This window comes from Streptomyces sp. KL109B, from assembly GCF_030766935.1.
Lineage (GTDB): Bacteria > Actinomycetota > Actinomycetes > Streptomycetales > Streptomycetaceae > Streptomyces.
The window spans coordinates 256,585-279,296 of record NZ_JASERL010000004.1; the positions used below are offsets into that span (position 1 = coordinate 256,585).

General features: G+C 71.4%; 21 protein-coding genes. 18 read left to right on the plus strand and 3 right to left on the minus strand.

Annotation, left to right across the window (positions count from 1 at the left end; genetic code table 11):
• The first annotated feature begins 18 nt into the window (after positions 1-18).
• The 5 genes from RBJ65_RS15790 to RBJ65_RS15810 all read left to right on the plus strand — a co-directional run bounded on the left by RBJ65_RS15790 (position 19) and on the right by RBJ65_RS15810 (position 4,346).
• Entirely contained in the window at positions 19-582 is a 564-nt protein-coding gene (locus RBJ65_RS15790) for an RNA polymerase sigma factor (protein WP_306323111.1), read from the plus strand.
• A 422-nt stretch (positions 583-1,004) separates the two neighbouring features.
• Entirely contained in the window at positions 1,005-1,625 is a 621-nt protein-coding gene (locus tag RBJ65_RS15795) for a hypothetical protein (protein WP_306323112.1), read from the plus strand.
• Between the two features lie 8 nt (positions 1,626-1,633).
• Positions 1,634-2,422: an ATP-binding cassette domain-containing protein gene (locus RBJ65_RS15800; RefSeq protein ID WP_306323132.1), complete on the plus strand. Its 789-nt coding sequence runs from the start codon at positions 1,634-1,636 to the stop codon at positions 2,420-2,422.
• Positions 2,419-3,753: a hypothetical protein gene (locus RBJ65_RS15805; protein ID WP_306323113.1), complete on the plus strand. Its 1,335-nt coding sequence runs from the start codon at positions 2,419-2,421 to the stop codon at positions 3,751-3,753. Before RBJ65_RS15800 ends, RBJ65_RS15805 begins: the two co-directional genes overlap by 4 nt.
• Positions 3,750-4,346: a hypothetical protein gene (locus tag RBJ65_RS15810; protein WP_306323114.1), complete on the plus strand. Its 597-nt coding sequence runs from the start codon at positions 3,750-3,752 to the stop codon at positions 4,344-4,346. Before RBJ65_RS15805 ends, RBJ65_RS15810 begins: the two co-directional genes overlap by 4 nt.
• A gap of 3 nt (positions 4,347-4,349) precedes the next feature.
• On the opposite strand, the gene RBJ65_RS15815 is transcribed toward RBJ65_RS15810, so the two are convergent.
• Positions 4,350-4,523, minus strand: coding sequence for a DUF397 domain-containing protein (locus RBJ65_RS15815; RefSeq protein WP_306323115.1), 174 nt, complete (start codon positions 4,521-4,523; stop codon positions 4,350-4,352).
• Positions 4,524-4,526: 3 nt separating this feature from the next.
• Positions 4,527-5,363: a helix-turn-helix transcriptional regulator gene (locus RBJ65_RS15820; RefSeq protein WP_306323133.1), complete on the minus strand. Its 837-nt coding sequence runs from the start codon at positions 5,361-5,363 to the stop codon at positions 4,527-4,529.
• A 372-nt stretch (positions 5,364-5,735) separates the two neighbouring features.
• On the opposite strand from RBJ65_RS15820, the gene RBJ65_RS15825 reads away from it, so the two are divergent.
• Complete coding sequence (locus RBJ65_RS15825) at positions 5,736-6,047, plus strand: ATP-binding protein (protein ID WP_306323116.1); 312 nt, start codon at positions 5,736-5,738, stop codon at positions 6,045-6,047.
• A 56-nt stretch (positions 6,048-6,103) separates the two neighbouring features.
• Here the strand turns inward: RBJ65_RS15825 and RBJ65_RS15830 are convergent, their stop codons facing one another.
• On the minus strand, positions 6,104-7,180 hold the full coding sequence (locus RBJ65_RS15830; RefSeq protein ID WP_372341433.1) for a mechanosensitive ion channel family protein: 1,077 nt from the start codon (positions 7,178-7,180) through the stop codon (positions 6,104-6,106).
• Between the two features lie 319 nt (positions 7,181-7,499).
• Between RBJ65_RS15830 and RBJ65_RS15835 the strand changes: the two genes are divergently transcribed.
• From RBJ65_RS15835 to RBJ65_RS15890, 12 genes are all read left to right on the plus strand, one after another.
• Positions 7,500-8,036, plus strand: a complete 537-nt coding sequence (locus RBJ65_RS15835) for an HNH endonuclease (RefSeq protein ID WP_306323117.1) — start codon at positions 7,500-7,502, stop codon at positions 8,034-8,036.
• A gap of 183 nt (positions 8,037-8,219) precedes the next feature.
• On the plus strand, positions 8,220-8,912 hold the full coding sequence (locus RBJ65_RS15840; protein WP_306323118.1) for a Uma2 family endonuclease: 693 nt from the start codon (positions 8,220-8,222) through the stop codon (positions 8,910-8,912).
• A 150-nt stretch (positions 8,913-9,062) separates the two neighbouring features.
• Positions 9,063-10,250, plus strand: coding sequence for an ROK family transcriptional regulator (locus tag RBJ65_RS15845; RefSeq protein WP_306323119.1), 1,188 nt, complete (start codon positions 9,063-9,065; stop codon positions 10,248-10,250).
• A 66-nt stretch (positions 10,251-10,316) separates the two neighbouring features.
• Complete coding sequence (locus RBJ65_RS15850; RefSeq protein WP_306323120.1) at positions 10,317-11,663, plus strand: ABC transporter substrate-binding protein; 1,347 nt, start codon at positions 10,317-10,319, stop codon at positions 11,661-11,663.
• An 18-nt stretch (positions 11,664-11,681) separates the two neighbouring features.
• On the plus strand, positions 11,682-12,617 hold the full coding sequence (locus tag RBJ65_RS15855; RefSeq protein ID WP_306323121.1) for a carbohydrate ABC transporter permease: 936 nt from the start codon (positions 11,682-11,684) through the stop codon (positions 12,615-12,617).
• A gap of 5 nt (positions 12,618-12,622) precedes the next feature.
• A complete protein-coding gene (locus RBJ65_RS15860; RefSeq protein ID WP_306323122.1) occupies positions 12,623-13,540 on the plus strand; it encodes a carbohydrate ABC transporter permease in 918 nt (305 codons plus the stop codon).
• Positions 13,541-13,564: 24 nt separating this feature from the next.
• Entirely contained in the window at positions 13,565-14,830 is a 1,266-nt protein-coding gene (locus RBJ65_RS15865) for a 6-phospho-beta-glucosidase (RefSeq protein ID WP_306323123.1), read from the plus strand.
• The gene (locus tag RBJ65_RS15870) at positions 14,821-15,825 is read left to right on the plus strand and encodes an N-acetylglucosamine kinase (RefSeq protein WP_306323124.1); all 1,005 of its coding nucleotides are present in this window, start codon (positions 14,821-14,823) and stop codon (positions 15,823-15,825) included. The genes RBJ65_RS15865 and RBJ65_RS15870 overlap by 10 nt, the downstream gene beginning before the upstream one ends.
• 190 nt (positions 15,826-16,015) lie before the next feature.
• Entirely contained in the window at positions 16,016-17,461 is a 1,446-nt protein-coding gene (locus RBJ65_RS15875) for a hypothetical protein (RefSeq protein ID WP_306323125.1), read from the plus strand.
• 89 nt (positions 17,462-17,550) lie between these two features.
• Positions 17,551-18,573 (plus strand): glutamate ABC transporter substrate-binding protein, encoded by a 1,023-nt coding sequence (locus tag RBJ65_RS15880; protein WP_372341434.1) that lies wholly within the window; start codon positions 17,551-17,553, stop codon positions 18,571-18,573.
• Positions 18,574-18,638: 65 nt separating this feature from the next.
• On the plus strand, positions 18,639-19,955 hold the full coding sequence (locus tag RBJ65_RS15885) for a hypothetical protein (protein WP_306323126.1): 1,317 nt from the start codon (positions 18,639-18,641) through the stop codon (positions 19,953-19,955).
• A 263-nt stretch (positions 19,956-20,218) separates the two neighbouring features.
• Positions 20,219-22,708 (plus strand): serine/threonine-protein kinase, encoded by a 2,490-nt coding sequence (locus RBJ65_RS15890; RefSeq protein ID WP_306323136.1) that lies wholly within the window; start codon positions 20,219-20,221, stop codon positions 22,706-22,708.
• Positions 22,709-22,712: the final 4 nt, after the last annotated feature.

The window sequence follows — 22,712 nt, forward strand, 5'->3', positions numbered from 1 at the left end:
GTGAGACTGTTCCGCCCCATGGGGGCCGAGAGAGAGCGGGACACGGGGGACGCGGCGCTGCTGCGGGCCGTCTCCCGGGGGGACGCGGACTCGCTGGCCGCGCTGTACGACCGGCACGCCGGGTGGCTGCACGCGCGGCTGAGCCGGCGGTGCGGGGATCCGGAAGCGGTGCGCGAGGTGCTGCAGGACACGTTCCTCGCGGTGTGGCGCTCTGCCGACGCGCACCGGGGCGGGGAGGTCGGCGGCTGGCTGTGGACGATCGCCGTGCGGCGCCTCGCCGACGCCGGGCGTGCGCAGGCGCGGGTCGCGCGGTTCGAACCGCCGGTGGCCGAGGTGGCGCCGTCCGCCGAGGACGACGTCCTCGCCGGGCTCCAGTACGGGGACGTGGGCACGGCCCTCGACCGGATCTCGCCGGAGCTGCGCGAAGTGCTGCGCGCCACCGTCGTGGACGGGTTGACCACGCGGGAGGCGGCGCGGGTACTCGGGATACCTGAGGGGACGGTCAAGACGCGGGCGCTGCGGGCGCGACGTGAACTGCGGGCGGCACTGGCCGCGTTGGAGCCGATGGGGGGTACGACGTGACCGCGACGTGGCACGTGAGCGAAGGGGTGGCGCAGCGGTACGCCACGGGGGCGCTGCCGGAGCCGGACTGCTGGTCCGTGGAGCGGCACGTGGAGGCGTGCGAGATGTGCGCCGCACGGGTGTCGGGGGTGGTGGCCGGCGGCGCGGCGGGTCCGGTCGTCGCGTCGGTACGGGAGGCGGTGCTTGCGGCTGCCTCCCTGGAACGGGGCGGGGGCCACAGTGCTGCGCACGCGGCACCGGGGGCCGCCTTGCCCACCCTGCCGCCCAAGGCAGCAGATTGCCCAAGGCGGAGCGGCCGGCACCATTGGACCCGCCCTGCGCATTCCCAGCCTCGCCGGCGCTTGAGGCGCGGGGTCCGGGGCGGAGCCCCGATCTTTTCAGCCTCGCCGGCGTTTGAGGCGCGGGGTCCGGGGCGGAGCCCCGTGGCGTGGGGGCGGGTGGCCAGGGCCGGCGGATGGCGTGGCGCGTGGGCGGCGGCGCTGCTCGGCGTCGCCGCGGGCGCCCTCGGCCTCGCGTACGGGGCCCACTTCGCGGGCGCACTCCCCCTGTTGCTCGCGGCAGCACCCGTCGTCCCGGTCGCCGGCGTCGCCGCCTCGTACGGCCGCCACGCCGACCCGCTCCACGAACTCGCGGCATCGACCCCCCGTGGCGGACTACCGCTCCTCCTCATCCGCACGGGCCTCGTCCTCGCCGTCGCCATCCCCGTACTGGCCCTCACCGGGCTTGCACTGCCGAACACCGGCGACGTGGGCGCCGCCGCGTGGCTGCTGCCCGGACTGACCCTCACCCTCGCCGCGCTCGCACTCGGCGCCTTCGTCGGCTGCCGGGCGGCGACCGCCCTGGTCGGCGGCGGCTGGCTGCTCGCGGTGGCGGGCCCCTGCCTCGCCCCGGGAGCCGCGGGCCTCACGTCGCGGATCACCGCACAGCTCTCGCTCTACCTCGACGGACGGACGGCGCAGACGAGTTGGGCGGCGGCACTCGTGCTGTGCGCCGCCGTCGTCGCCGTACGCAGGAACACGTACGCCCACTGGGAGACGAAGTGACGACGACGATGACGGCGACCGGCACCGCACGGGTGTCGGCGCTCACCGTGCGGCACCGCCGCACCCTTGCCCTGGACGCCGTGGACCTGGACTTCGGCCCCGGTGTGCACGGTCTCCTCGGCCCGAACGGCGCGGGCAAGACCTCCCTCGTACGAGTCCTCGCGACAGTGGCACGGCCGGGCGGCGCGGGCCGGGTGGAACTGTTCGGCGCCGACACCGGCTCGGCCGCCGCCCTGCGCGCGGCACGCCGCCAACTCGGCTATCTGCCGCAGGAGTTCGGCTACTACCCCGGCTTCACGGTCCGCGAGTTCATCGCCTACGTGGCGTGGCTGAAGGAGTTGCCCGCCGAGCGGACCGACGCCGCCGTCGAACGGGCCGTGATCCGGGTCGGGCTCGCCGACCGTATCGACGCGAAGATCAAGACACTGTCCGGCGGCATGGTGCGCCGCGTCGGCATCGCGCAGGCCATCGTCAACGAGCCGAAGCTGCTGCTGCTCGACGAGCCGACGGCCGGCCTCGACCCGGAGCAGCGCGTCGAATTCCGCGCGCTGCTGCGCGAATTGGGCGCGGAGGCCACCGTCATCGTGTCGACGCACCTCGTGGAGGACGTCACCGCCGCCTGCACCGACGTCACCCTCCTCGACTCGGGCCGGGTCGCCTACCGCGGCACCCCCACCGCCCTCGCCGCCCTCGGCCGCGACGGCGACGAAACCGACGGCAACGCCATTGAACGCGGCTATACGACGGCGCTGCGCGCCCACCGTGCCGCTCGCGCGGATGCGGGGGTCCGAAGATGACGACGACGACCGCACCCGCGACCACCCGGCCCGCGCCGCGCCCCTTCCGCACCGAACTGCGGCGCGGCTTCGCGCCTTGGGCAGGGCTCGCATTCACGCTCGCGCTCGGCTGGGTCCTCGTGGCCAAGTCCTCCGAGTGGCAGGGCGACTGGAGCGAGACCACCGACCTCGTGCGCGGCGCCGGCGTGGTGGTCGGCGGTTCGCTCGCCCTGGGCGCCGGGTGCTGGCAGGGCGGGCGCGAACGGCGGCGCGGCACGGGCGAGTTGCGCGTCTCGGCCGCGCGTTCCCCGCTCGCCCGGCACGCCGCGACGGCGCTGCCGCTCGTGGTGTGGCTGCTCGCCGGATACGCCCTCGCGGCGGCGGGAGCACTGCTGGCCACCTGGCCGTACGCGTACGGGGACAGCGTCCTGCCGACCGCGCTCGTCGGCGCGGCCGGGACGATCGCGGCGTGCGCGCTGCTCGGACACGTGGTGGGCGCGACAGTGCGGTGGCGCCTCGCGCCCCCGCTGCTCGCCCTCGCCGGATACGGCCTCTTCGGCTTCCTGCAATACGCGCCGGAGCTCGACCTGCCGAGGCTCCTTGGCCCGGCCCCCGGCTACGCCCCCGCACGTGAACTCCTCGTCTGGTGGCACCCGTTGCTCACGGCGACCTGGTATCTCGCCCTCGCCGCCACGGCCACCCTCGCGTACGCGGCCCGGCGCCGCTGGGTGGCGCTGCTCCCGGCGCTGGTGGCGCTGGCCGCGGCCGTCACCCTCACCGCCACCGGCGACTCGATGACCCGCCCCAACCCGCGCTACCACCAGCAGGTGTGCGACACCTCCACCACCCCGCAGATCTGCGTGAACGCCACGTACGCCCGGCTGCTGCCCGCGACGACGCGGGCGCTGCGCCCCCTCACCGACAAGCTGAAGGGCGTACGCAACCTGCCGACGCGCTTCGAGGATCTGCCGGGCCGGCCGGGGCCGGGCGAGGCGGCGCTGCCGATGATCTCGTACGGCTGGACCGTCGAACGCGGCAGGTTCCTCGACCCGGCGCACTACCGGTGGGAGGCCCGGGAGGCGCTCGGCGGATACGACTGCCCGTCGCTGCCGGAGGACACCGTCACCGACGACGCGGTCATGCGCTGGCTGACGCCCGTGAGCCACCAGGCCCGCACGGACAGGGACTCCGCGCGCGGCGACCACCGCCAGGCCGTCCGCATCAAGGCCGAGAAGGCCGGCGCCGCGCGCCTCGCCGCGATGGCCCCGGCCGAGCGCCGCGCGTGGCTGAGCCGCTACTTCGCGTACTTCCGCCACTGCGACCGCACCGCACAGGAGGCCCCGAAGCTATGAACTCCGCGCTCCTGTACGCCCGTTCGCGCTCGGCGCCCGCCACGCTCGCACTCATCACGGCCACCGCCCTGTTCACCCTGTGGGCGGCCACGCTGACGGAGACGTTCATCGACCCGTACCGCCGGATCCCGCTGCTCGCGCTCGGCCCGCTGGCCGCCGCGTCGGCGATCGGCACGAGCCTGCACCAGCGCGCACCCGAACTCGACCGCACCGCCGCCCGCCCCTGGTGGCCGACGCGCCTGGCCCACCTGCTCGCCCTGACCGCCCTCGCCGCGACGACCCTCGCCCTGTCCGTGCCCGGCCACTCCCAGGAGTTCGGCGCGGCGGCGATGGCCCGCAACGTCCTGGGCGCCACGGGCCTCACGGCCACCGCCACGGTGCTGCTGGGCGCCCGCCTCAGCTGGCTGCCGCCCACGCTCTACTTCGGCGCGGTCTACCTGTCGTACTCGGCACCGGGCATGAAGACCGCCACCCTCTGGACCTGGTCGATGCAACCGGGCCCACAGCGGGGAGCGTGGGCGGTGGCGCTGGTCGCGTTCATGGTGGGCACGATGCTGTACGTGGCCGTGGGCCCGCGCAGGAAGCGACGGTGAGGGTCACCGCAACGTGTCGATGAAGCGGGTCCAACTGGCCGGGGTGAGCCGGACTATGGCCCCGTCGGCGTCCTTCGAGTCGCGGACCGCCACGGTCCGGGGGATGTTGCGGGCGACCTCCAGGCACTCGGCCTGGATGTTGCTGTAGCTGGACTTGCGGAACTGGAACTCGGGCACGGTTCACACTTCTTTACGCAGGGAATTGATGAGCGCCAGGGACTCATGCTCCGAGAGACTCATCCGGGCGGTGTGGTCGAAGAGGTGGCTGTACGTGGCGCCGGTCTCGATGTCCTCGACCCACCCCATGCCGGTGACCGTGTCCGACTGGACCACGTCCAGTGACCCCTCCTCGGCGAAGGAAAGGATGCTGAACGCCCCCGCGATGCAGGGGTGGGCACCGGCCCGGAACGGCAGCACCTGAATAGTGACGTTGGGCCGCTCCGAGACGTCCATGAGGTGCTCCAGCTGGGCCCGCATGACCGAGGGCCCGCCCACCTGCTGTCGCAGCGCGGCCTCCCAAACCACGGCGAACCAGCTCAGCGGACGCTCGCCGTAGAGGCGTTGCTGCCGCTGCTGCTTCACCTCGACCGCGTGCTCGACGAAGTTCGGATCCTCCCAGAAGCCTTCGCTCACCCCCAAAGATCTGGTGTATGCGGGGATCTGGAGCATCCCAGGGACGAGGGAGTGCTGCCAGTTCCGCACCCGCGTCGCCGCGTCCTCCATGGCGATGTACTCGGCCAGGGCCCCGGCACCGAGGGCCTGCTGCCACCAGCCCTTCGCCTTGCGACGTTCACGATCCAGCTTGGCCAGCTCGGACAGCCTGGCGACGACCTTGCGGTCGCCCTTACCGTAGAACTCACAGAGCGCCCGGATGTCCGGATCCCGCATGGGGACCCATCCGCGCTCCATCTTCACGATCTTCGAGTTGGTCGCGTTGATGACCTCGGCGGCCTGCTGCTGCGTCCTCCCCGCGGCGTCGCGCAGCCGCAGCAGCTCGCCACCGAGCCTTCGCCCCAACACAGTTGAGACCCGATTGCCAATTTGTGCCGATCGATTCACTGACTCAGTGTCGCCCGGCGAGTACCGACTCGTCGATGACCTTCACTCATTGGGGACACTTGTCTCCGAGTGGATTGCACCCAGCCCATTTTCATCGCTACGGTCTGTACTCAACACGCCACCCGGCGCAGCCAGTTGGCGGAAGCGCACCGCCCTGCCCACCCGCAGCCGCGGCAGAGCCACCACCAACTCCCCGACCGCACAAGGAGGTGCGCGTCATGGCCGAACCCGATCCCCCGCCCGAGGGCGCCGTCCGCCACACCGAAACCCTCGACTACACCCCCGTGGCCCGCAGCGTCCCCCCTCGCCCGCCACCGCACCGCCCGCCTCGTGGCCGAGTGGGGTCACCCGGACCTGGCCGGGGACGCCGCCCTCGTCGTGTCGGAGCTGCTCACGAACGCCTTCCTCCACGGCAGCCTCCGCGACCGCCTCATCCGCGTACACCTCCACACCACCGACGCCACACTCCGCGTAGAGGTCAGCGACCCGCGCGGCGAGCGGTTGCCGAGTCCGCGGCCGGCCGAGGACGTGGGCCAGTTCGGGCGGGGGCTGTCCCTGGTGTCCGCGCTCGCGGACCGATGGGGCTGCGCGCCCAGGAGCGTAGGGAAGACCGTGTACGCGGAGTGGGACCGGCCGACGTAACGCGAAGGCGGGGGTGCGGGAGCACCCGCTCCCGCACCCCCGCCTCGTAGGCGCGCCTACTTCGACAGGTTCGCCGGCGGTATCGGCGACGCCGCCAGCGACTGCGGGGACGTCGTCGACGCGTAGGCCGAGGGGGCCGACATGCCGGCCGTCGGGTCGGCCGGGGCCTCGCCCTCCATCTGGGCCGGGACGCCGCCGACGATGCGGATGCCCGCCTCGTCGAAGGCGCGCTTGATGCGCCAGCGCAGTTCGCGGGAGATGGTGAGGGACTTGCCGGGCATGGTCTTGGCGGAGACGCCGACGACCATGGAGTCGAGGAGGACGCTGTCGAGGCCGAGGACCTCGACCGGGCCCCACAGCATCTCGTTCCAGGGCTCGGACTTGCTCATCTCCTCCGCGACCTCGGACAGCGTCGCCTTGACCTTGTCGAGGTCCTCGTCGGCGCGGACGGTGACGTCGACGGCGGCGGTGGACCAGCCCTGGGAGAGGTTGCCGATGCGCTTGACCTCGCCGTTGCGGACGTACCAGATCTCACCCTCCGCGCCCCGGAGCTTGGTGACCCGGAGGCCGACCTCGATGACCTCGCCGGAGGCCACACCCGCGTCGATCGTGTCCCCCACTCCGTACTGGTCCTCAAGGATCATGAAGACGCCGGACAGGAAGTCGGTGACCAGGTTGCGCGCGCCGAAACCGATCGCCACACCCGCGACACCGGCGGAGGCCAGCAGCGGCGCCAGGTTGATCTTGAAGGCGCCGAGCACCATCAACGCCGCGGTGCCGAGGATCACGAAGGAGGCGACCGAGCGCAGCACGCTGCCGATGGCCTCCGAACGCTGGCGGCGCCGCTCCGTGTTCACGAGCAGGCCGCCGAGCGCGGTGGTGGCGCCCGTCTCGCCGCGGCGGTTCATCCGGTCGACGAACTTGGTGATCGCGCGGCGTATCACCGCGCGCAGCACGAACGCGATGACGACGATCAGCAGGATGCGCAGACCCACGCTCAGCCAGGTCGACCAGTTCTGCTCGACCCAGCCCGCGGCCTGTCCGGCCTGCTCCTGGGCGTCCTTGAGGGTGTGTTGATCGGGGTCGGACGAGGCATCGCTCGCCCCCGCGGCCGACAGGACGGACAAGATCACGGCAGGTACCTCCAGGCGTAGCCATCTGCCCGCCTCGGGACATTGCTCGGGACATGGCTCGGGGACATGGTCCGGGGGCAGGAGCGGGCAGATCCACCACACTAACGGGGCATTGTGTGTGGATCGTCGTCATGTTCGAGGGAGAGACAGTGATCACCCAAGGGCGACCGTGTCCGTACCGGGAATGAAGGGTGTGTGGTCGAAAACACTCCAAGGCCGTTACGCGGACATGGTGGCGCCACGACCAGCCGTGAGGGGAGACTGACTAACAGATCGTCCCGGCGCGAGCCACGCGCCGCCGGCGTACAAGGAGGCATCCGTGCCGCATGTCCTGGTCCTCAACGCGTCGTACGAGCCCCTCGGCGTCGTACCGCTCCGCCGCGCGCTCGTACTCGTCCTCGAGAACAAGGCCACGTGCCTCGAGGAGTCCGGCGCCTTCATGCACAGCGCAACACGTACTGTCGCCGCTCCCAGCGTCGTCCGGCTCAAGCGTTTCGTCCGGGTTCCGTACCGGGGGCCCGTTCCTCTGACCCGACGCGCACTGTTCGCCCGTGACGGCGGCCGGTGCATGTACTGCGGTGGCGTCGCAACCAGCGTCGACCACGTGATCCCGCGCAGCCGCGGGGGTCAGCACGCCTGGGAGAACGTGGTGGCGTCGTGCCGCCGCTGCAACCATGTGAAGGCCGACCGCCACCTCGTGGAGATCGGCTGGCGTCTGCGCCACAAACCGGCTCCGCCGTCGGGCCTGGCCTGGCGCATCATCGGGACCGGACATAGGGATCCGCGCTGGCTGCCGTACTTGCAGCCGTTCGGCGCGGACGAGGCACTGGCCCGGATCGAAGGCATCTCAGCCTGACCTTCGATCCGGGTTTTCGCGTCTCCGGGGCGGAGGCCGCCACCGTCGGCGGTCTCCGCCCTTTCGGCACGTTCGGGTGAATGGCGCGCGAGTGCCGGTCGCGGGGCGCGACAGCCCCGAATGATCCCTGCTGGGGCGCCCGTACCGGGCGTAGCCTGGCATCAGCGACAGGGAGGACAAGCGATGAGCGCCGATCCCATCACCGAGCCGAGCACGCTGCCGCAGCAGGACCCCATCGATCTACTGATCGCGTTCGAAGAGGCATCCGAGGTGCCGATTCGTCCCGAGTACTTCGAGGGGATGGGCATCGTGCCACCACAGCCCGACGACGAGCACAATCATGAGGCCGCCGAGCTCTACTTCCAGCTCCGTTCGGCCGGTATCCGTCTGGCCGGGTTCGGCAACGGCTACCGCATCGGCCGACGGGGCGGCAAGACCATCGCCCTGGCCATTCCCGACTTCTACGTCCGCCGCCGTCGGCCGAGCGACCTCGACGAGTCCTACCGCAAGGCCCACAAGGGCTGGTACCCCATCGAGATGCTCTCGCTCGTCGGTGAGGTCACCTCCAGCAATCACGAGACCGACACCGGACCGAAGTACCGCAGCTACGCGGCCGCCGAAGTGCCCGTCTACGTACTCCTGCACCGCCAGCAGGGAAAGGCCTTCGCCTACTCGGACCCGGTGCGGGAGGAGGACCCGGCCAAGGCGCACTACGCCACCAAGGTCGAGGTGGAGCTGGGGCGTTCGCTTCCGCTGCCGGCCCCGTATCCGGCGCTCGACACGGCCTTCCTCGTGGCCGACGCGGGCGACGCGGGCGACGCAGGCGACGCAGGCGACGCAGGCGACGAGACCGGAGACGCCGACCGGTCCGAGTAACCCCTCCCGCACTCCTCCCTCAACGGCCCCCAGGTAACGAGTTGGTTGCCCGGGGGCCGTTCGCTCTTGACGCCTCCTTCGCGGGCGACTTACGTTCCTCGCACCCCAATAGGAAACTTTCCTAACAGTACGAGGAGGCGGGCCCCGGCCATGGCTGTCACCCCCGGCACACCCGCCACCCCCGGCACCCCCCGCGTCCTGCGCGCCATGAACGACCGCGCCGCGCTGGACCTCCTCGTCGCCCACGGCCCGCTCACCCGCACCCGGATCGGCGAGCTGACCGGGCTTTCCAAGCCGACGACCTCGCAGATCCTGGGCCGGCTCGAAGCCGCCGGGCTCGTGCGGACCACCGGCAGCCAGACCGGCCGCCCGGGGCCGAACGCCCTGCTGTACGAGATCGACCCCGGCGCCGCGCACGTCGCCGCCCTCTCCGCCGACCCGACCGGCATCACCGCCGTCGTCGCCGACATCACCGGCGCCGAGCGGGGCCGGAGCCGCATCGAGGCCGACGCCGTCAGCGAGGACGTGCGGCACCGCACCGCCCAGCTCGTCGCGGAGGCCGTCGACGGGGCGCTCGCCGAGGCGGGGCTCGGGCACGGCGATCTGACCGCCACCGTCATCGGCACCCCCGGCGCCATCGACCCCGGCACAGGACAGCTCCGCTACGCCCCGCACCTGCCGGGCTGGCACTCCCGCACGCTGCGCGACGACCTCGCGCAGGTGCTCGGCACGCCCGTCTCCATCGAGAACGACGTCAACCTCGCCGCGCTCGCCGAGCAGTACGAGGGCACCGCGCAGGATCACGACGACTTCGTGCTCGCGTACGTCGACGAGGGTGTCGGCGCCGCGATCGTGCTGGGTGGCGTGCTGCTGCGCGGGGCGACCGGCGGGGCGGGCGAGATCGGCTATATGCCGCTGCCGGGGGCGCCGCTCGCGCGCGGCGGGTCCGGCGCCGTCGCCCGCTCGGACGGGGGCGGCGGTGGGCTGCAGAGCCTCGTGGCCGCCGCCGCGATCCGCGAACTGGCGGGTGGCGTCAAGGACTTGGGCGATGCGCTGGGCGCGCCTGGCGTTCTCGACGAGGTCGCACGGCGGCTCGCCACCGGGCTCGCCGCCGTCGTCGCCGTCGTCGACCCTGAACTCGTCGTGCTGTCCGGGCAGGTGGCCCGGGTCGGCGGCGACGCGCTGCGCGAGCGGGTCGAGGAGCAGCTCACCGGGCTCGCTCTCCCCCGCCCCCAGCTACGTATCAGCGACCTGGCCGGCGACCCCATCCTCACCGGAGCCCTGCGCACCGCCCTCACCCAGGCCCGCGACTCCGTCTTCGACACCAGCGACGCCTGACCCACCCCCACGCCTCCCCCCACACACCACCTCCCCCAACCCCCGTACACGCAAAGGACGTTCGCCATGCCGCGATGGCGCATACCCCCGCACGCGCCCATAGGGATCGCCGCGGCCGGACTGCTGCTCGCCGGCTGCGCCAATCCGAGTACCGGCAGCGCCGCCGACGACCCGACCAAGCCCGTCACGCTCAAGTTCTGGCACGGCTGGTCGGCGCCCGGCGAGGTGAAGGCGATCAACGAGTCGATCGCCCGCTTCGAGAAGCTGCACCCGAACATCAAGGTGAAGGCCACCGGCAATGTCTCGGACGCCACCACCAACCAGGCCCTGCGGGCCGGCGGCGACGAGGCCCCCGACGTCGTCTCCTCCTTCACCACCAACAATGTCGGCCAGTACTGCGACTCCGGCATGTGGGTCGACCTCGACCCGTTCATGAAGAAGACCGGGCTCGACAAGGAGAAGGTGTTTCCGAAGTCGCTGCTCGATTACACGAGTTATCGCGGGAATCAGTGTGCTCTGCCGCTGCTCGCCGACGCCTTCGGCATGTACTACAACAAGGACGCCTTCAAGGAAGCGGGCATCGATCGGCCGCCGCGGACCATGTCCGAGTTCGTCGCCGATTCGAAGAAGCTCACCGTCAAGGACGGCAAGGGCGGGGGCTCGTACAAGCGGGTCGGGTTCATGCCGAACTTCCGGCTGTACCAGAACAGTCCGGACCGGCTCTTCGCGCAGTGGGGTCCGAAGTATTTCGACGCGAAGGGGCATGCGCGGCTCGCCGATGAACCCGCCACGTACGACTTCTTCAAGACGGCGAAGAAGCTGTCGGACGCGCAGGGCGGATACAAGGCCCTGGAGAAGTTCCGTACGTCGTTCGGTGACGAGATGTCGAATCAGAATGCCTTCCTGAGTGGGAAGTTGGGGATGCACCTCGACGGTGAGTGGCGTGGGCTCATGCTGAAGGACGCGAAGGCGAAGTTCGACTGGGGTGTCGCGCCGCTGCCCGTGCCCGACGATCAGGCGGAGAAGTACGGTCGCGGCTATCTGACCGGCACCGTCACCGGCATCGCGCACAGCAGCAAGCACCAGAACGCGGCGTGGGAGCTGGTGAAGTTCCTGACCTCCGACACCAAGCAGGTCGTGTCGTTCGCCAATGCCATTCACAATGTGCCGTCGACGTTCGCCGCGCTCAAGTCGCCGAAGCTGGACGCCGATCCGACGTTCCGCACCTTCCTCGGCATCGCGCGGAACAAGTACAGCCAGGTGATGCCGCCCTCCACGAACGGCGGCATGTACATCACGCAGCTCCAGGACTTCTCGTACGGAGAGGAAGCCGGCGAGGTCGGCGATCTGCACAAGGGGCTGCGACGCCTCGACCGACTCATCGACGCCGACACCCTGCAGTCACAGAACTGAGGAACGGGACTTTCTCCTATGGCACTCGCCCTTTCGCGGCCCGCGCGCCGCAGACTGCGCATCGCGGGATTCCTGTCCCCCTGGCTCATCGGATTCAGCGTCTTCTTCGCGTATCCGCTGCTCGCCACCGTCTATTTCTCGTTCATGCACTACAACCAGATCAAGGCGCCCACCTTCGTGGGGCTGCGGAACTGGGTGTACGTGTTCCGGGACATGCCGCTTTTCGGGCCCGCGCTGTGGAACACGGTGTGGCTCGTGGTGGTGATGGTGGCGCTGCGCGTGGTGTTCGGGCTCTCGCTCGGGCTGCTCGTCACGAAGATCAAGAGCGGGGTCGGGTTCTTCCGGACCGCCTTCTATCTGCCGTATCTGGCGCCGCCGGTGGCCGCGACCGTCGCCTTCGTCTTTCTCCTCAACCCGGGCTCGGGGCCGGTCAACGAGATCCTCGCCAAGGTCGGCATCGACGGGCCCAACTGGTTCAACGACCCGACCTGGGCCAAGCCCTCGCTCGTCCTGCTCTCCCTGTGGGGCATCGGCGACCTCATGGTCATCTTCATGGCCGCGCTGCTCGACGTACCGAAGGAGCAGTACGAGGCCGCCGACCTCGACGGCGCGGGGCCCTGGGCGAAATTCCGCTACGTGACGTGGCCCTCGATCACCCCGATCGTCATGTTCGCCGTCGTCACGGGCGTCGTACAGACCATGCAGTACTACACGCAGGCCCTCGTCGCCGGAAAGATCGCGTCGGGCGTCTCGATCGGGCCCGGCACCGTCATCCAGCCCGGCTACCCGGACCACTCGACGCTCACCGTCCCGCAGCTCGTCTACTCGATGGGCTTCCAGAACTTCAACACCGGCGCGGCGTGCGTGCTTTCGCTCGTCCTGTTCGCCATTGCCATGGCCGTGACCACGCTGCTCATGCGCAAGCGCTCGGGTCTGCTCGCGGCGGAGGACTGATCGACATGACCACCACCTCTACGACTGTCAGGCCGAGCCCCGCCGTCACCGCCGGGCGGCCCGCCCCCGAACGCGGGCCCGCCGCGCGCCGCGCACGCCGCCAGCGCGTCCTGAACTGGATCGCCGTGCACAGCATCGCGATCGCCGTGGCGCTCCTGTTCGTGCTGCCCTTCGTGTTCGTCTTCCTGACGTCCGTGATGAGCGACGGGCAGGCGATGAGCGGCGACCTGTGGCCGGACTCCTGGCATTGGGAGAACTACAAGGCCGTCTTCGAGACGGACGGCTTCCTCGACTGGTGGAAGAACTCGCTGCTGTACGCGGGCCTCGGCACGCTGTTCACGGTCTGCTCGGCGATACCCGTCGCGTACGCGCTCGCCAAGTTCCGCTTCCGGGGCCGCCGTACGGCGATGCTGCTCGTCATCTCGACGATGATGCTGCCGCCGCAGGTCATCGTGATCCCCATGTACCTGGTGTGGGCGCAGCAGTTCCACCTGTCGGGGACGCTGTGGCCGCTGATCATCCCGATGGCGTTCGGCGATGCGTACTCGATCTTCCTGCTGCGGCAGTTCCTGCTGACGATCCCGAAGGAGTACATCGAGTCGGCGAAGGTCGACGGCTGCGGGGAGCTCAGGACCCTGCTGAAGATCGTGGTGCCGATGGCGAAGCCGGGCATCGCAGCCGTGGCTCTCTTCCAGTTCTTCTACTGTTGGAACGATTATTTCGGTCCGCAGATCTACGCGGCCCAGAACCCGGCCTCCTGGACGCTCAGCTACGGGCTCGAATCCTTCAAGTCGGCGCACAGCGTCAACTGGAACCTGACGATGGCGGCCACGCTGCTGGTGATGGCGCCGGTCTGTCTCGTCTTCTTCTTCGCACAGAAAGCCTTCGTCGAAGGCGTCACCCTCACCGGTGTCAAGGGCTAAAGGTCTAAGGACGGTTATTCGGTTATGAAGCTCGCCGTGGTCGGCGGAGGCTCGACCTACACACCCGAACTCATCGACGGATTCGCGCGGCTCAGGGACACGCTGCCGATCGAGGAACTGGTCCTCGTCGACCCGGCCGCGGAGCGCCTCGAACTCGTCGGCGGCCTCGCCCGCCGCATCTTCGCCAAGCAGGGCCACCCCGGGGTTATACGTACAACGTCGGATGTGGACGCGGGAGTTGCCGACGCGGACGCCGTGCTCCTCCAGCTGCGCGTCGGCGGTCAGGCCGCCCGCAACCAGGACGAGACCTGGCCGCTCGACTGCGGCTGCGTCGGCCAGGAGACGACCGGCGCCGGCGGCCTCGCGAAGGCGCTGCGCACCGTGCCCGTCGTCCTCGACATCGCCGAGCGGGTACGCCGCGCCAACCCCGACGCCTGGATCATCGACTTCACCAATCCGGTCGGCATCGTGACCCGCGCGCTGCTCCAGGCCGGGCACAAGGCCGTCGGCCTGTGCAACGTCGCGATCGGCTTCCAGCGGAAGTTCGCCCGCCTCCTGGACGTGGCGCCGCAGGAGGTGCACCTCGACCACGTGGGCCTCAACCACCTGACGTGGGAACTCGGCGTACGCCTGGGCGGCCCCGGCGGCGAGAACGTACTCCCGCGCCTGATCACCGACCACGGCGACGCCATCGCCGAGGACCTGCACATGCCGCGCGCGCTCGTCGACCGCCTCGGCGTCGTCCCGTCGTACTACCTGCGCTACTACTACCAGCACGACGCGGTCGTACGAGAACTGCGCACGAAGCCCTCCCGCGCCGCCCAAGTGGCGGAGGTGGAGCGGGAGTTGCTGACAATGTACGGCGACCCCACCCTCGACGAGAAGCCGGAGCTGCTCGCCAAGCGCGGCGGCGCCTTCTACAGCGAGGCGGCGGTCGACCTGGCCGCGTCGCTGCTGGGCGGAGGCGGCAGCCCGCACCAGGTGGTGAACACGTACAACAACGGCACCCTCCCCTTCCTCCCCGACGACGCCGTGATCGAGGTCCAGGCCGCGGTCGACGCGAAGGGCGCCAAGCCCCTGGCCGTACCGACGCTCGACCCCCTGTACGCGGGCCTCATCGCCAACGTCACCGCCTACGAGGACCTCGCCCTGGAAGCGGCCCTGAAGGGCGGCCGCGACCGTGTCTTCAAGGCGCTCCTCGCCCATCCCCTCATCGGCCAGATCGAGTACGCCGAGCAGCTCACGGACGACCTGATCGCGCACAACCGGGAGCACCTCGCGTGGGCATGACGGTCCTCGCCATCGACGCGGGCAACAGCAAGACCGACGTCGCGGTGGTCGCGGCCGACGGCACCGTCGTCGGCACGGCCCGCGGCGGCGGCTTCCAGCCGCACCGGACGAACGTGGAACCGGCCGTCGACGTCCTGGCGGAGGCCGTCACCCGCGCCTTCGCGCAGGCGGGCGTGGCCTCGGTCGACCACGTGTCGGCGTGCCTGGCCAACGCCGATCTGCCGGTGGAGGAACGGCAGTTGGCCGCGGCCCTCACCGCACGCCGCTGGGGCTCCGCCGTCGACGTCCGCAACGACACCTTCGCCGTGCTGCGCGCGGGCCTCCTGGAGGACGCCGAACCGCGCGGCGTCGCCGTCGTGTGCGGCGCGGGCGTCAACTGCGCAGGGATGCTGCCCGACGGCCGCACCGCCCGCTTCCCCGCGATCGGCCGTCTCTCCGGGGACTGGGGCGGCGGCGGGGGCCTGGCGGAGGAGGCGATCTGGTTCGCCGCCCGCGCGGAGGACGGCCGCGGCGAGGCGACGGCCCTCGCCGACACCCTCCCCGCCCACTTCTCCCTCCCCTCCATGTACGCCCTCATCGAGGCGATGCACCTGGGCCGCATCCCCATGGCCCGCCGCCACGAACTCACCCCGGTCCTCTTCGCCACGGCCGCCTCCGGCGACCCGGTCGCCCGCTCCCTGGTCGACCGCATGGCGGACGAGGTGGTCTCCATGGCCACGGTGGCACTGCGCCGCCTCGACCTCCTGGACTCCCCCGTCCCCGTCCTCCTCGGCGGCAGCGTCCTTGCGGCCCGCCACCCCCAACTCAACGACCGCGTCACCACATTGCTCTCCGAGCACGCCCCGCAAGCGACCCCCCGGGTGGTCGCCGAACGCCCGGTCCTGGGCGCGGCCCTGCTGGCCCTGGACACGGCGGGAGCCCCGCCGGAGGCATACACCCGCATACGCGCCCATTACCGCTCAACTCAGCCCCGTTCAAGCCCCTGCGGCGATTGAGCAGCGGGGTCCGGGGCAGCGCCCCGCGACCGCACCCCCGGCTCCGGCCGAACAACCAAGGGAACCGAACCCCCTCCCCCCACGTGTTCCAAAGCGGAGCGTTCCGCACAAGATCCAGTCAATGCCTGTGCGGATGTCACCCGCGGAAGCGATACTTGCGACCGACGTACGACCATGGGGGAGGGTCGAAGTGACATACCCGCACAACGGGAGCCTGGCGCCGCCGGAGCAGCCCGCCGCCGCGCCACCACCGATGCCGGGCGTGCCACCGCAGCGCGGCGCGCCACCCGGCACGCCCGAGCCGAAGCGCCGCACCGCGTGGGCGGAGGGCGTCGACCGCCTGAAGGCGGCCGCCACGACCGAGCCGGGCCGGCTCCGCATCATCGGCGCCGTACTGGCCCTGCTCGTCGTGGCGTTCGGCGCGACGGCGGCGTGGCAGATGACGGACCGCTCGGCCGCCGCCGACGACGTACTGCACTCCAGCCAGCCGCTGAGCGCCGACGCCGCCGACATCTACCGCTCGCTCGCCGACGCCAACACGGCGGCGTCCAGCGGGTTCCTGGCGGGGGGCCAGGAACCGGCGGCCGCGCGCGACCGGTACGAGCGCGACATCCGCACCGCGGCCGACAAGCTGGTGACCGCGGCGGCCAGCACCGACCCCGGCACCCGCTCGGCGCGGACGATCGCGGAGCTGAACAAGCTGCTGCCGCAGTACAAGGGCCTCATCGAGCGGGCCCGCGCCAACAACCGGCAGGGCTTCCCGCTGGGCGGCGCGTATCTGCGGTACGCGAACGAGAAGATGCAGACCCAGATGCTCCCGGCCGCCGAGGACCTCTACAAGACGGAGAACCAGCGGCTGCGCGACGACTACGACTCGGCGACGCCGTACCCGTGGATCGCCATCGCGCTCGGCGTCCTCGCCCTCGGGGGCCTCGCGTGGGCCCAGCGGCGCAACTACCGCCGTACGAACCGGGTGTTCAACCAAGGGCTGCTGGCCGCCACCGCGGCGTCGACCGTGGTGCTGCTGTGGCTCGTCGTGGGACACACGATCGCGCGCAGCGGACTCACGGCGTCCTACGACCATGGCGTACGGTCCTTGAACGTGCTGCACGACGCGAGCATCGCGTCCCTGAAGGCGCGCGGCAGCGAGAACCTGACGCTCGTCAGCCGGGGCGCCGAGACGGTGACCGTGAAGGGCGAGATCAAGGACAAGTACGACGTCGACTTCCAGCAGGAGATGACCGCGCTCGCCGACAAGCTGGACGCCGCGCACGCGCTCGCCGCCGAAGAGGACGACGACGCGGGCAGCGCGCCGGTGACCAAGGCGAACGCGAGCATGAAGGAATGGCAGAAGCGCCACACGGACGCGCGCCACATGGACGACGCCGGCAAGTACCAGGGCGCGCTCGACAAGACCATCGGGTCGAAGGAGGACAAGCCGACGGGTGAGTGCTTCGATCTGGTGGACAAGAATCTCGACAAGGCCCTCGCGCACGAGCAGCGGCAGTTCGGCTCCGAGGCGAGCGGCGGGCGCGACGCGATGACCGGACTGCCGGTCGGCGCCGCCCTGTTGGCGGTGCTCGCCGCGGGCGGCGCGGTGTTCGGCATCGGGCGCAGGCTTTCGGAGTACCGGTGAGAGGGGGTGCAGCAATGGGGGCGGCGAAGCCTCGATTGAGGGCGGTGGTGGGAGACGGGCGGGCGAACGAGCGAGGAACGGCGCGGAGGGTGACTCTGCGCGGCTGGGGCGGCGTGGCCGCCATGGCGGTCGCCTGCGCGCTCACGGCGGTGTTCGCGCTGCTGCTCCCCGTGACGCAGCAGCGCCCTTCGCACGACGGCACGACGAGCTACGCCTCCGGGGGCCTCGTCGACGGCCGGCAGGTGAAGGCGGACGACTGCGATCCCGCGGTGAAGGGCGAGGAGCCGGAGCGCAGCCTCACCCCTTCGGGCAGCGAGAGCGGCGACGCGGTGCGGGCCATCAAGGAGCGCGGCCATCTGTCGGTGGGCGTCGACCAGAACAGCTACCGCTGGGGCTACCGCGACCCCAACAGCACGAACAAGAAGAGCGAGTTGGAGGGCTTCGACATCGATCTCGCGCACGAGATCGCGGGCGACATCCTCGGCGACCGGAACGCGGTCCGCTTCCGCGCCATCCCCACCAACGAGCGGATTCCGGCGATCCAGCGCGGCGAGGTCGACATGGTGGTCCGCACGATGACCATCAGCTGTGAGCGCCTCAAGGACGTCGCGTTCTCCTCCGCCTACTTCCAGACCGGCCAGCAGGTGCTCGCCCCGAAGACCTCGGACATCAAGGGGTACGGGGCCTCGCTCGCGGGCAAGCGGATCTGTACGGCGGCCAGTTCGACGGCCCAGTCGTCGCTGGTGGAGGGCAAGAAGAAGCCGGTCGACGACGGCGGCCTGCCGAAGAGCACCGACATCTCCACGACGGTGCCGAACCAGCTGGACTGCCTGGTGCGGCTGCAGCTCGGCGAGGTCGACGCGGTCGTCACCGACGGCGCGCTCGCGGCGAGCCAGGCCGCGCAGGACCCGACGGTGCAGCTCAAGGGCGAGCCGTACACGAAGGAGTTCTACGGCGTCGCCATGAAGAAGGGCGCGGACGACCTGGTGCGCCGGGTCAACCAGGTCCTGGAGGACTACCGCGAGTCGGACGGCTGGCAGAAGTCGTACGACCACTGGCTGAAGCCGGCGCTCGGCCCGTCCGACGGGCCGCCCGCACCGAAGTACAAGTGACCCATGAGGTCGAAGACTCCGACCAGTACGACTCCGACCAGTACGAGCAGAGCGAGAGGTGATCGATGGGCGTCGCGGGACCCGCTGGTCCAGTCCTCGACCGGGACGAGGTGGACCGCGCCCTGGCCCGGCTCGGCGCGGAGTACGAAGCGATCGAGACGTCCCTGCTCGCCCTCCAGGACCACGCCGGGCGCCGGCTCCTGGAGGGCGCCCGGCTGACCGGGACGACGCAGGAGCGCTGGGCCTCGGCCGAGCAGGAGATCACGCTGCTGTGGGCGTACTTCGACGCGTACACGGACGCGCTGCGCACGGCCCGGGAGATCCGCTCGCGGCGCCGCTTCCCCAACCGGAGCGACCTCGTGGAGCTGACCGAGCTGCTGCGCGGCGAGTCCGTCACCGTCGCTCCGGGGCCGAGCGCGGGCGCGGGCGGCCCCTCCCCCACGATCACCGGGCCCGCGAAGCTGTCCGAGCGGTTCACGCTCGCGGCGCTCGTCGACCGGATGAACACGCTGTACGCCTCGTCCCTCGACATGGTGGTGGCCGCCGACGCGGTGTGGTCGGCGCTGCCCGCCCGCATCGACCTGCTCGCCGCCGAACTGGGCCGCACCCGGCAGCTCGCGCACTCCGTGGGAGTGCGTCCCGGCGAGCACCCGGCGGGCGACGACCTGGAGCGGATCACCGAGTCGCTGACCCGGATGCGCGAGGAGGTCGTCTCGGACCCGCTCGCGTACTGGCAGAAGGCGGCGGGGAGTTCGGCGCCGGGCGGCGGCCGGCCCGACACGACGGCGTACGACCGTGAGGCCCGCGCCCTGGAGGACGTACGGCGGGAGATCGAGGCCGTGCTGACCGTGCGGCAGGACGCGGAGGTGCGGCTCGGCCGGCTGCGGGATGTGCTGTCGCGCGCGGACCGTACGCTCGCCGAGGCACGCTCGGCGCGCGGCGAGGTGCTCGCGAAGATAGCCGGGTCCGAGGTGCCCGCGGTGTCGGGCCCGCCGACGGCGCTCCAGGAGCAGTTGGCGACGGCCGCCGAGTACCGCAGGCACGCCCAGTGGAACCGGCTCTCGCCGCTCCTGGAGTCGCTGGAGTCGAAGGCGGAGGACGAACTGCTGCGCGCCCGCGACTCGTTGTCTGCGGTCACGGCGCCGCTGGCGGTGCGCGCGGAGCTGCGCGGGCGGCTCGACGCGTACAAGGCGAAGGTGGCGCGGCTCGGCTTCGCCGAGGATCCTTTCCTGGTGGAGCGGTACGACGCGGCGCGGCGCATGCTGTGGAGCGCGCCCTGCGACCTGCGCGCGGCGGAGGCCGCGGTGCTGCGCTACCAACGGGCGGCGGCGGACGTGCTGTCCGCGCCCGCCGACAGAAGATCACACAGGGGGGAGTCGTAGTCGTGGTCGATGCGGGCAGGTGCACGCGGCCCGGTTGCACGGGTTCGTACGAGGACATGGGCGGGGAGCTGTACTGCGACACGTGCGGCCTCATGGCGCAGGGCTCCGGCTCCGGCTCCGGCTCCGGCTCCGGCTCCGGCTCCGGCTCCGGTGACAGTGCCGCGACGCACCGCCCCGCCGCCCGCCCGCAGGGCTCCCCCGTGGCCGCCCCGGCCGCGGCGTCCACCTGCCAGCGGCCCGGCTGCTCCGGGTCCTACGAGGACATGGGCGGCGGCGAGTTGTACTGCGACACGTGCGGGCTCGCCCCTGTCGTGTCGTCGAGCGGCATGGTGGGGACGCCGCCGACGGGGATCGCGGGCGGGCCGCGCGGTTCACAGAGTTCGGGGTCCTCGTCCCGGTCGGCGAGGTCGTCCTCGCGCTCCTCGCAGTCCCGCAGGTCGGTATCGGGCCGGCTGTCCCGTTCGCTGTCCGGGTCGTCGACCTCGCGGTCGGTGTCGGTGCGCAGCTCCGGTTCGAGCGCGGGCAGTTCGGGCCGGGCGCGGCTCGGCGCGGGTCTGGTCAGGGTGCCGGAGGTGCCGCGGCCCGACCCGCGCCAGATGGTGCAGAAGAACCCCGAGGTGCCGGAGCGGAAGCGGTTCTGCTCGCGCTCCGACTGCGGCGCCCCGGTGGGCCGCGCGCGCGGCGAGCGGCCTGGCCGCACCGAAGGGTTCTGCACCAAGTGCGGCCACCCGTACTCCTTCGTGCCGAAGCTGTCCCCCGGCGACATCGTGCACGGCCAGTACGAGGTCGTGGGCTGCCTGGCGCACGGCGGCCTCGGCTGGGTGTACCTGGCCGTGGACCGCGCCGTGTCGGACCGCTGGGTGGTCCTCAAGGGGCTGCTGGACACGGGTGACCAGGACGCGATGGCCGCCGCGATCTCGGAGCGCCGCTTCCTCGCGGAGATCGAGCACTCCAACATCGTCCGGATCTACAACTTCGTCGAGCACCTCGACCAGCGCACCGGCTCCCTCGACGGCTACATCGTCATGGAGTACGTGGGCGGCAAGTCCCTCAAGGAGATCGCCAACGAGCGGCGCACCCCGCAGGGGCGGCGGGATCCGCTGCCGGTGGAGCAGGCGTGCGCGTACGGCATCGAGGCCCTCGAAGCCCTCGGTCACCTCCACAGCCGCAATCTCCTCTACTGCGACTTCAAGGTCGACAACGCGATCCAGACCGAGGACCAGCTCAAGCTCATCGACATGGGCGCGGTCCGCAGGATGGACGACGACGAGAGCGCGATCTACGGCACCGTCGGCTTCCAGGCGCCCGAGGTCGCCGAGTTGGGCCCGTCCGTGGCCTCCGACCTGTACACGGTGGCCCGCACGCTCGCCCTGCTCACCTTCGACTTCCAGGGCTACACGAACGTGTTCGTGGACTCCCTGCCCGACCCCGACAACATCGAGGTCTTCCGCACGTACGAGTCGTTCTACCGGCTCCTCGTACGCGCCACCGACCCGGACCCGGCCCGCCGCTTCGCCTCCGCGCAGGAGATGATCGAGCAGCTGACGGGCGTGCTCCGGGAGGTCGTCGCGCTCCAGACGGGCCGGCCGCGGCCCGCCCTCTCCACGCTGTTCGGGCCCGAAGTGAAGGTCACGGACACGGAGTTGTTCGCGCGCCTCGAAGGCGACGTGTCGCCGCTCGGGGCGCGCGAGATCCCCGTACGGGTACGGGGCGGCAAGGGCCCGCGGACCGCGGCGGCCGCGCTGCCCCCGCCGTCGCACGCCGCGCCCGCGCTGCCGCCGTCGCCCGCCGAACTCGTCAGGCCGTTGCAGGCGCGGGGCACGGCGCTCGCGCTGCCGGTGCCGCGCGTCGATCCGGGCGACCCGAACGCCGGGTTCCTCGCGGGCCTGATGGCTTCGGCGCCCGCCGAGCTGATCGCGGCGCTGCGCGCGGCGCCCGCCGACTCCCTCGAACTGCGCCTGCGCGAGCTGCGGGCCCGCCTCGAAATGGGTGAACTCGACGCCGCCGCACAGGGGTTGACGGCCCTGGAGGCCGGCCACTCCGACGACTGGCGGGTGGTCTGGTACCGGGGTGTGGTGGCGCTCGCGACCGGCGACCACACGAACGCGGCGCTGTCCTTCGACGCGATCTACGACGCGTTCCCCGGCGAGCCGACGCCGAAGCTGGCGCTCGGCGTCTGCGCGGAGGTGCTCGGCCAGCTCGACAACGCGGCGGAGTACTACCGCCTGGTGTGGTCGACCGATCCCAGCTATGTGAGCGCCGCGTTCGGCCTCGCGCGCGTGCAGCTCGCCGCCGGGGACCGGGGTGGCGCGGTGCGCACCCTGGAGTCGGTGCCCGAGTCGTCGATCCACTACACGGCGGCGCGGGTCGCTGCGGTGCGGGCGCGGCTGCGCGGACGGATGGCGCAGGGCGGACACGCGGAGAACGGTTCCCCGTTCCTCGGCGATCTGACGGCCGCCGCCGGACAGGTCGAGGCGCTCAAGTCGCTCGGCCTCGACGCGGTGCGCCGTGAGCAGTTGTCCACCGAGGTGCTCGGCACGGCGCTCGACTGGGTACTCTCCGGTAGGCAGGGTTCCGGTACCGGGCAGGACCCCGTACGCGCGGTGGTGCTCGGCAGCGATCTGGACGAGCGCGGACTGCGGCTCGGTCTGGAACGCTCGTACCGGACCCTGGCCAGGCTCGCTCAGCGCGGCGAGGAGAGGATCGAACTGGTGGAGCGGGCCAACCGCTACCGCCCCCGGACGTGGGTGTGAGGAT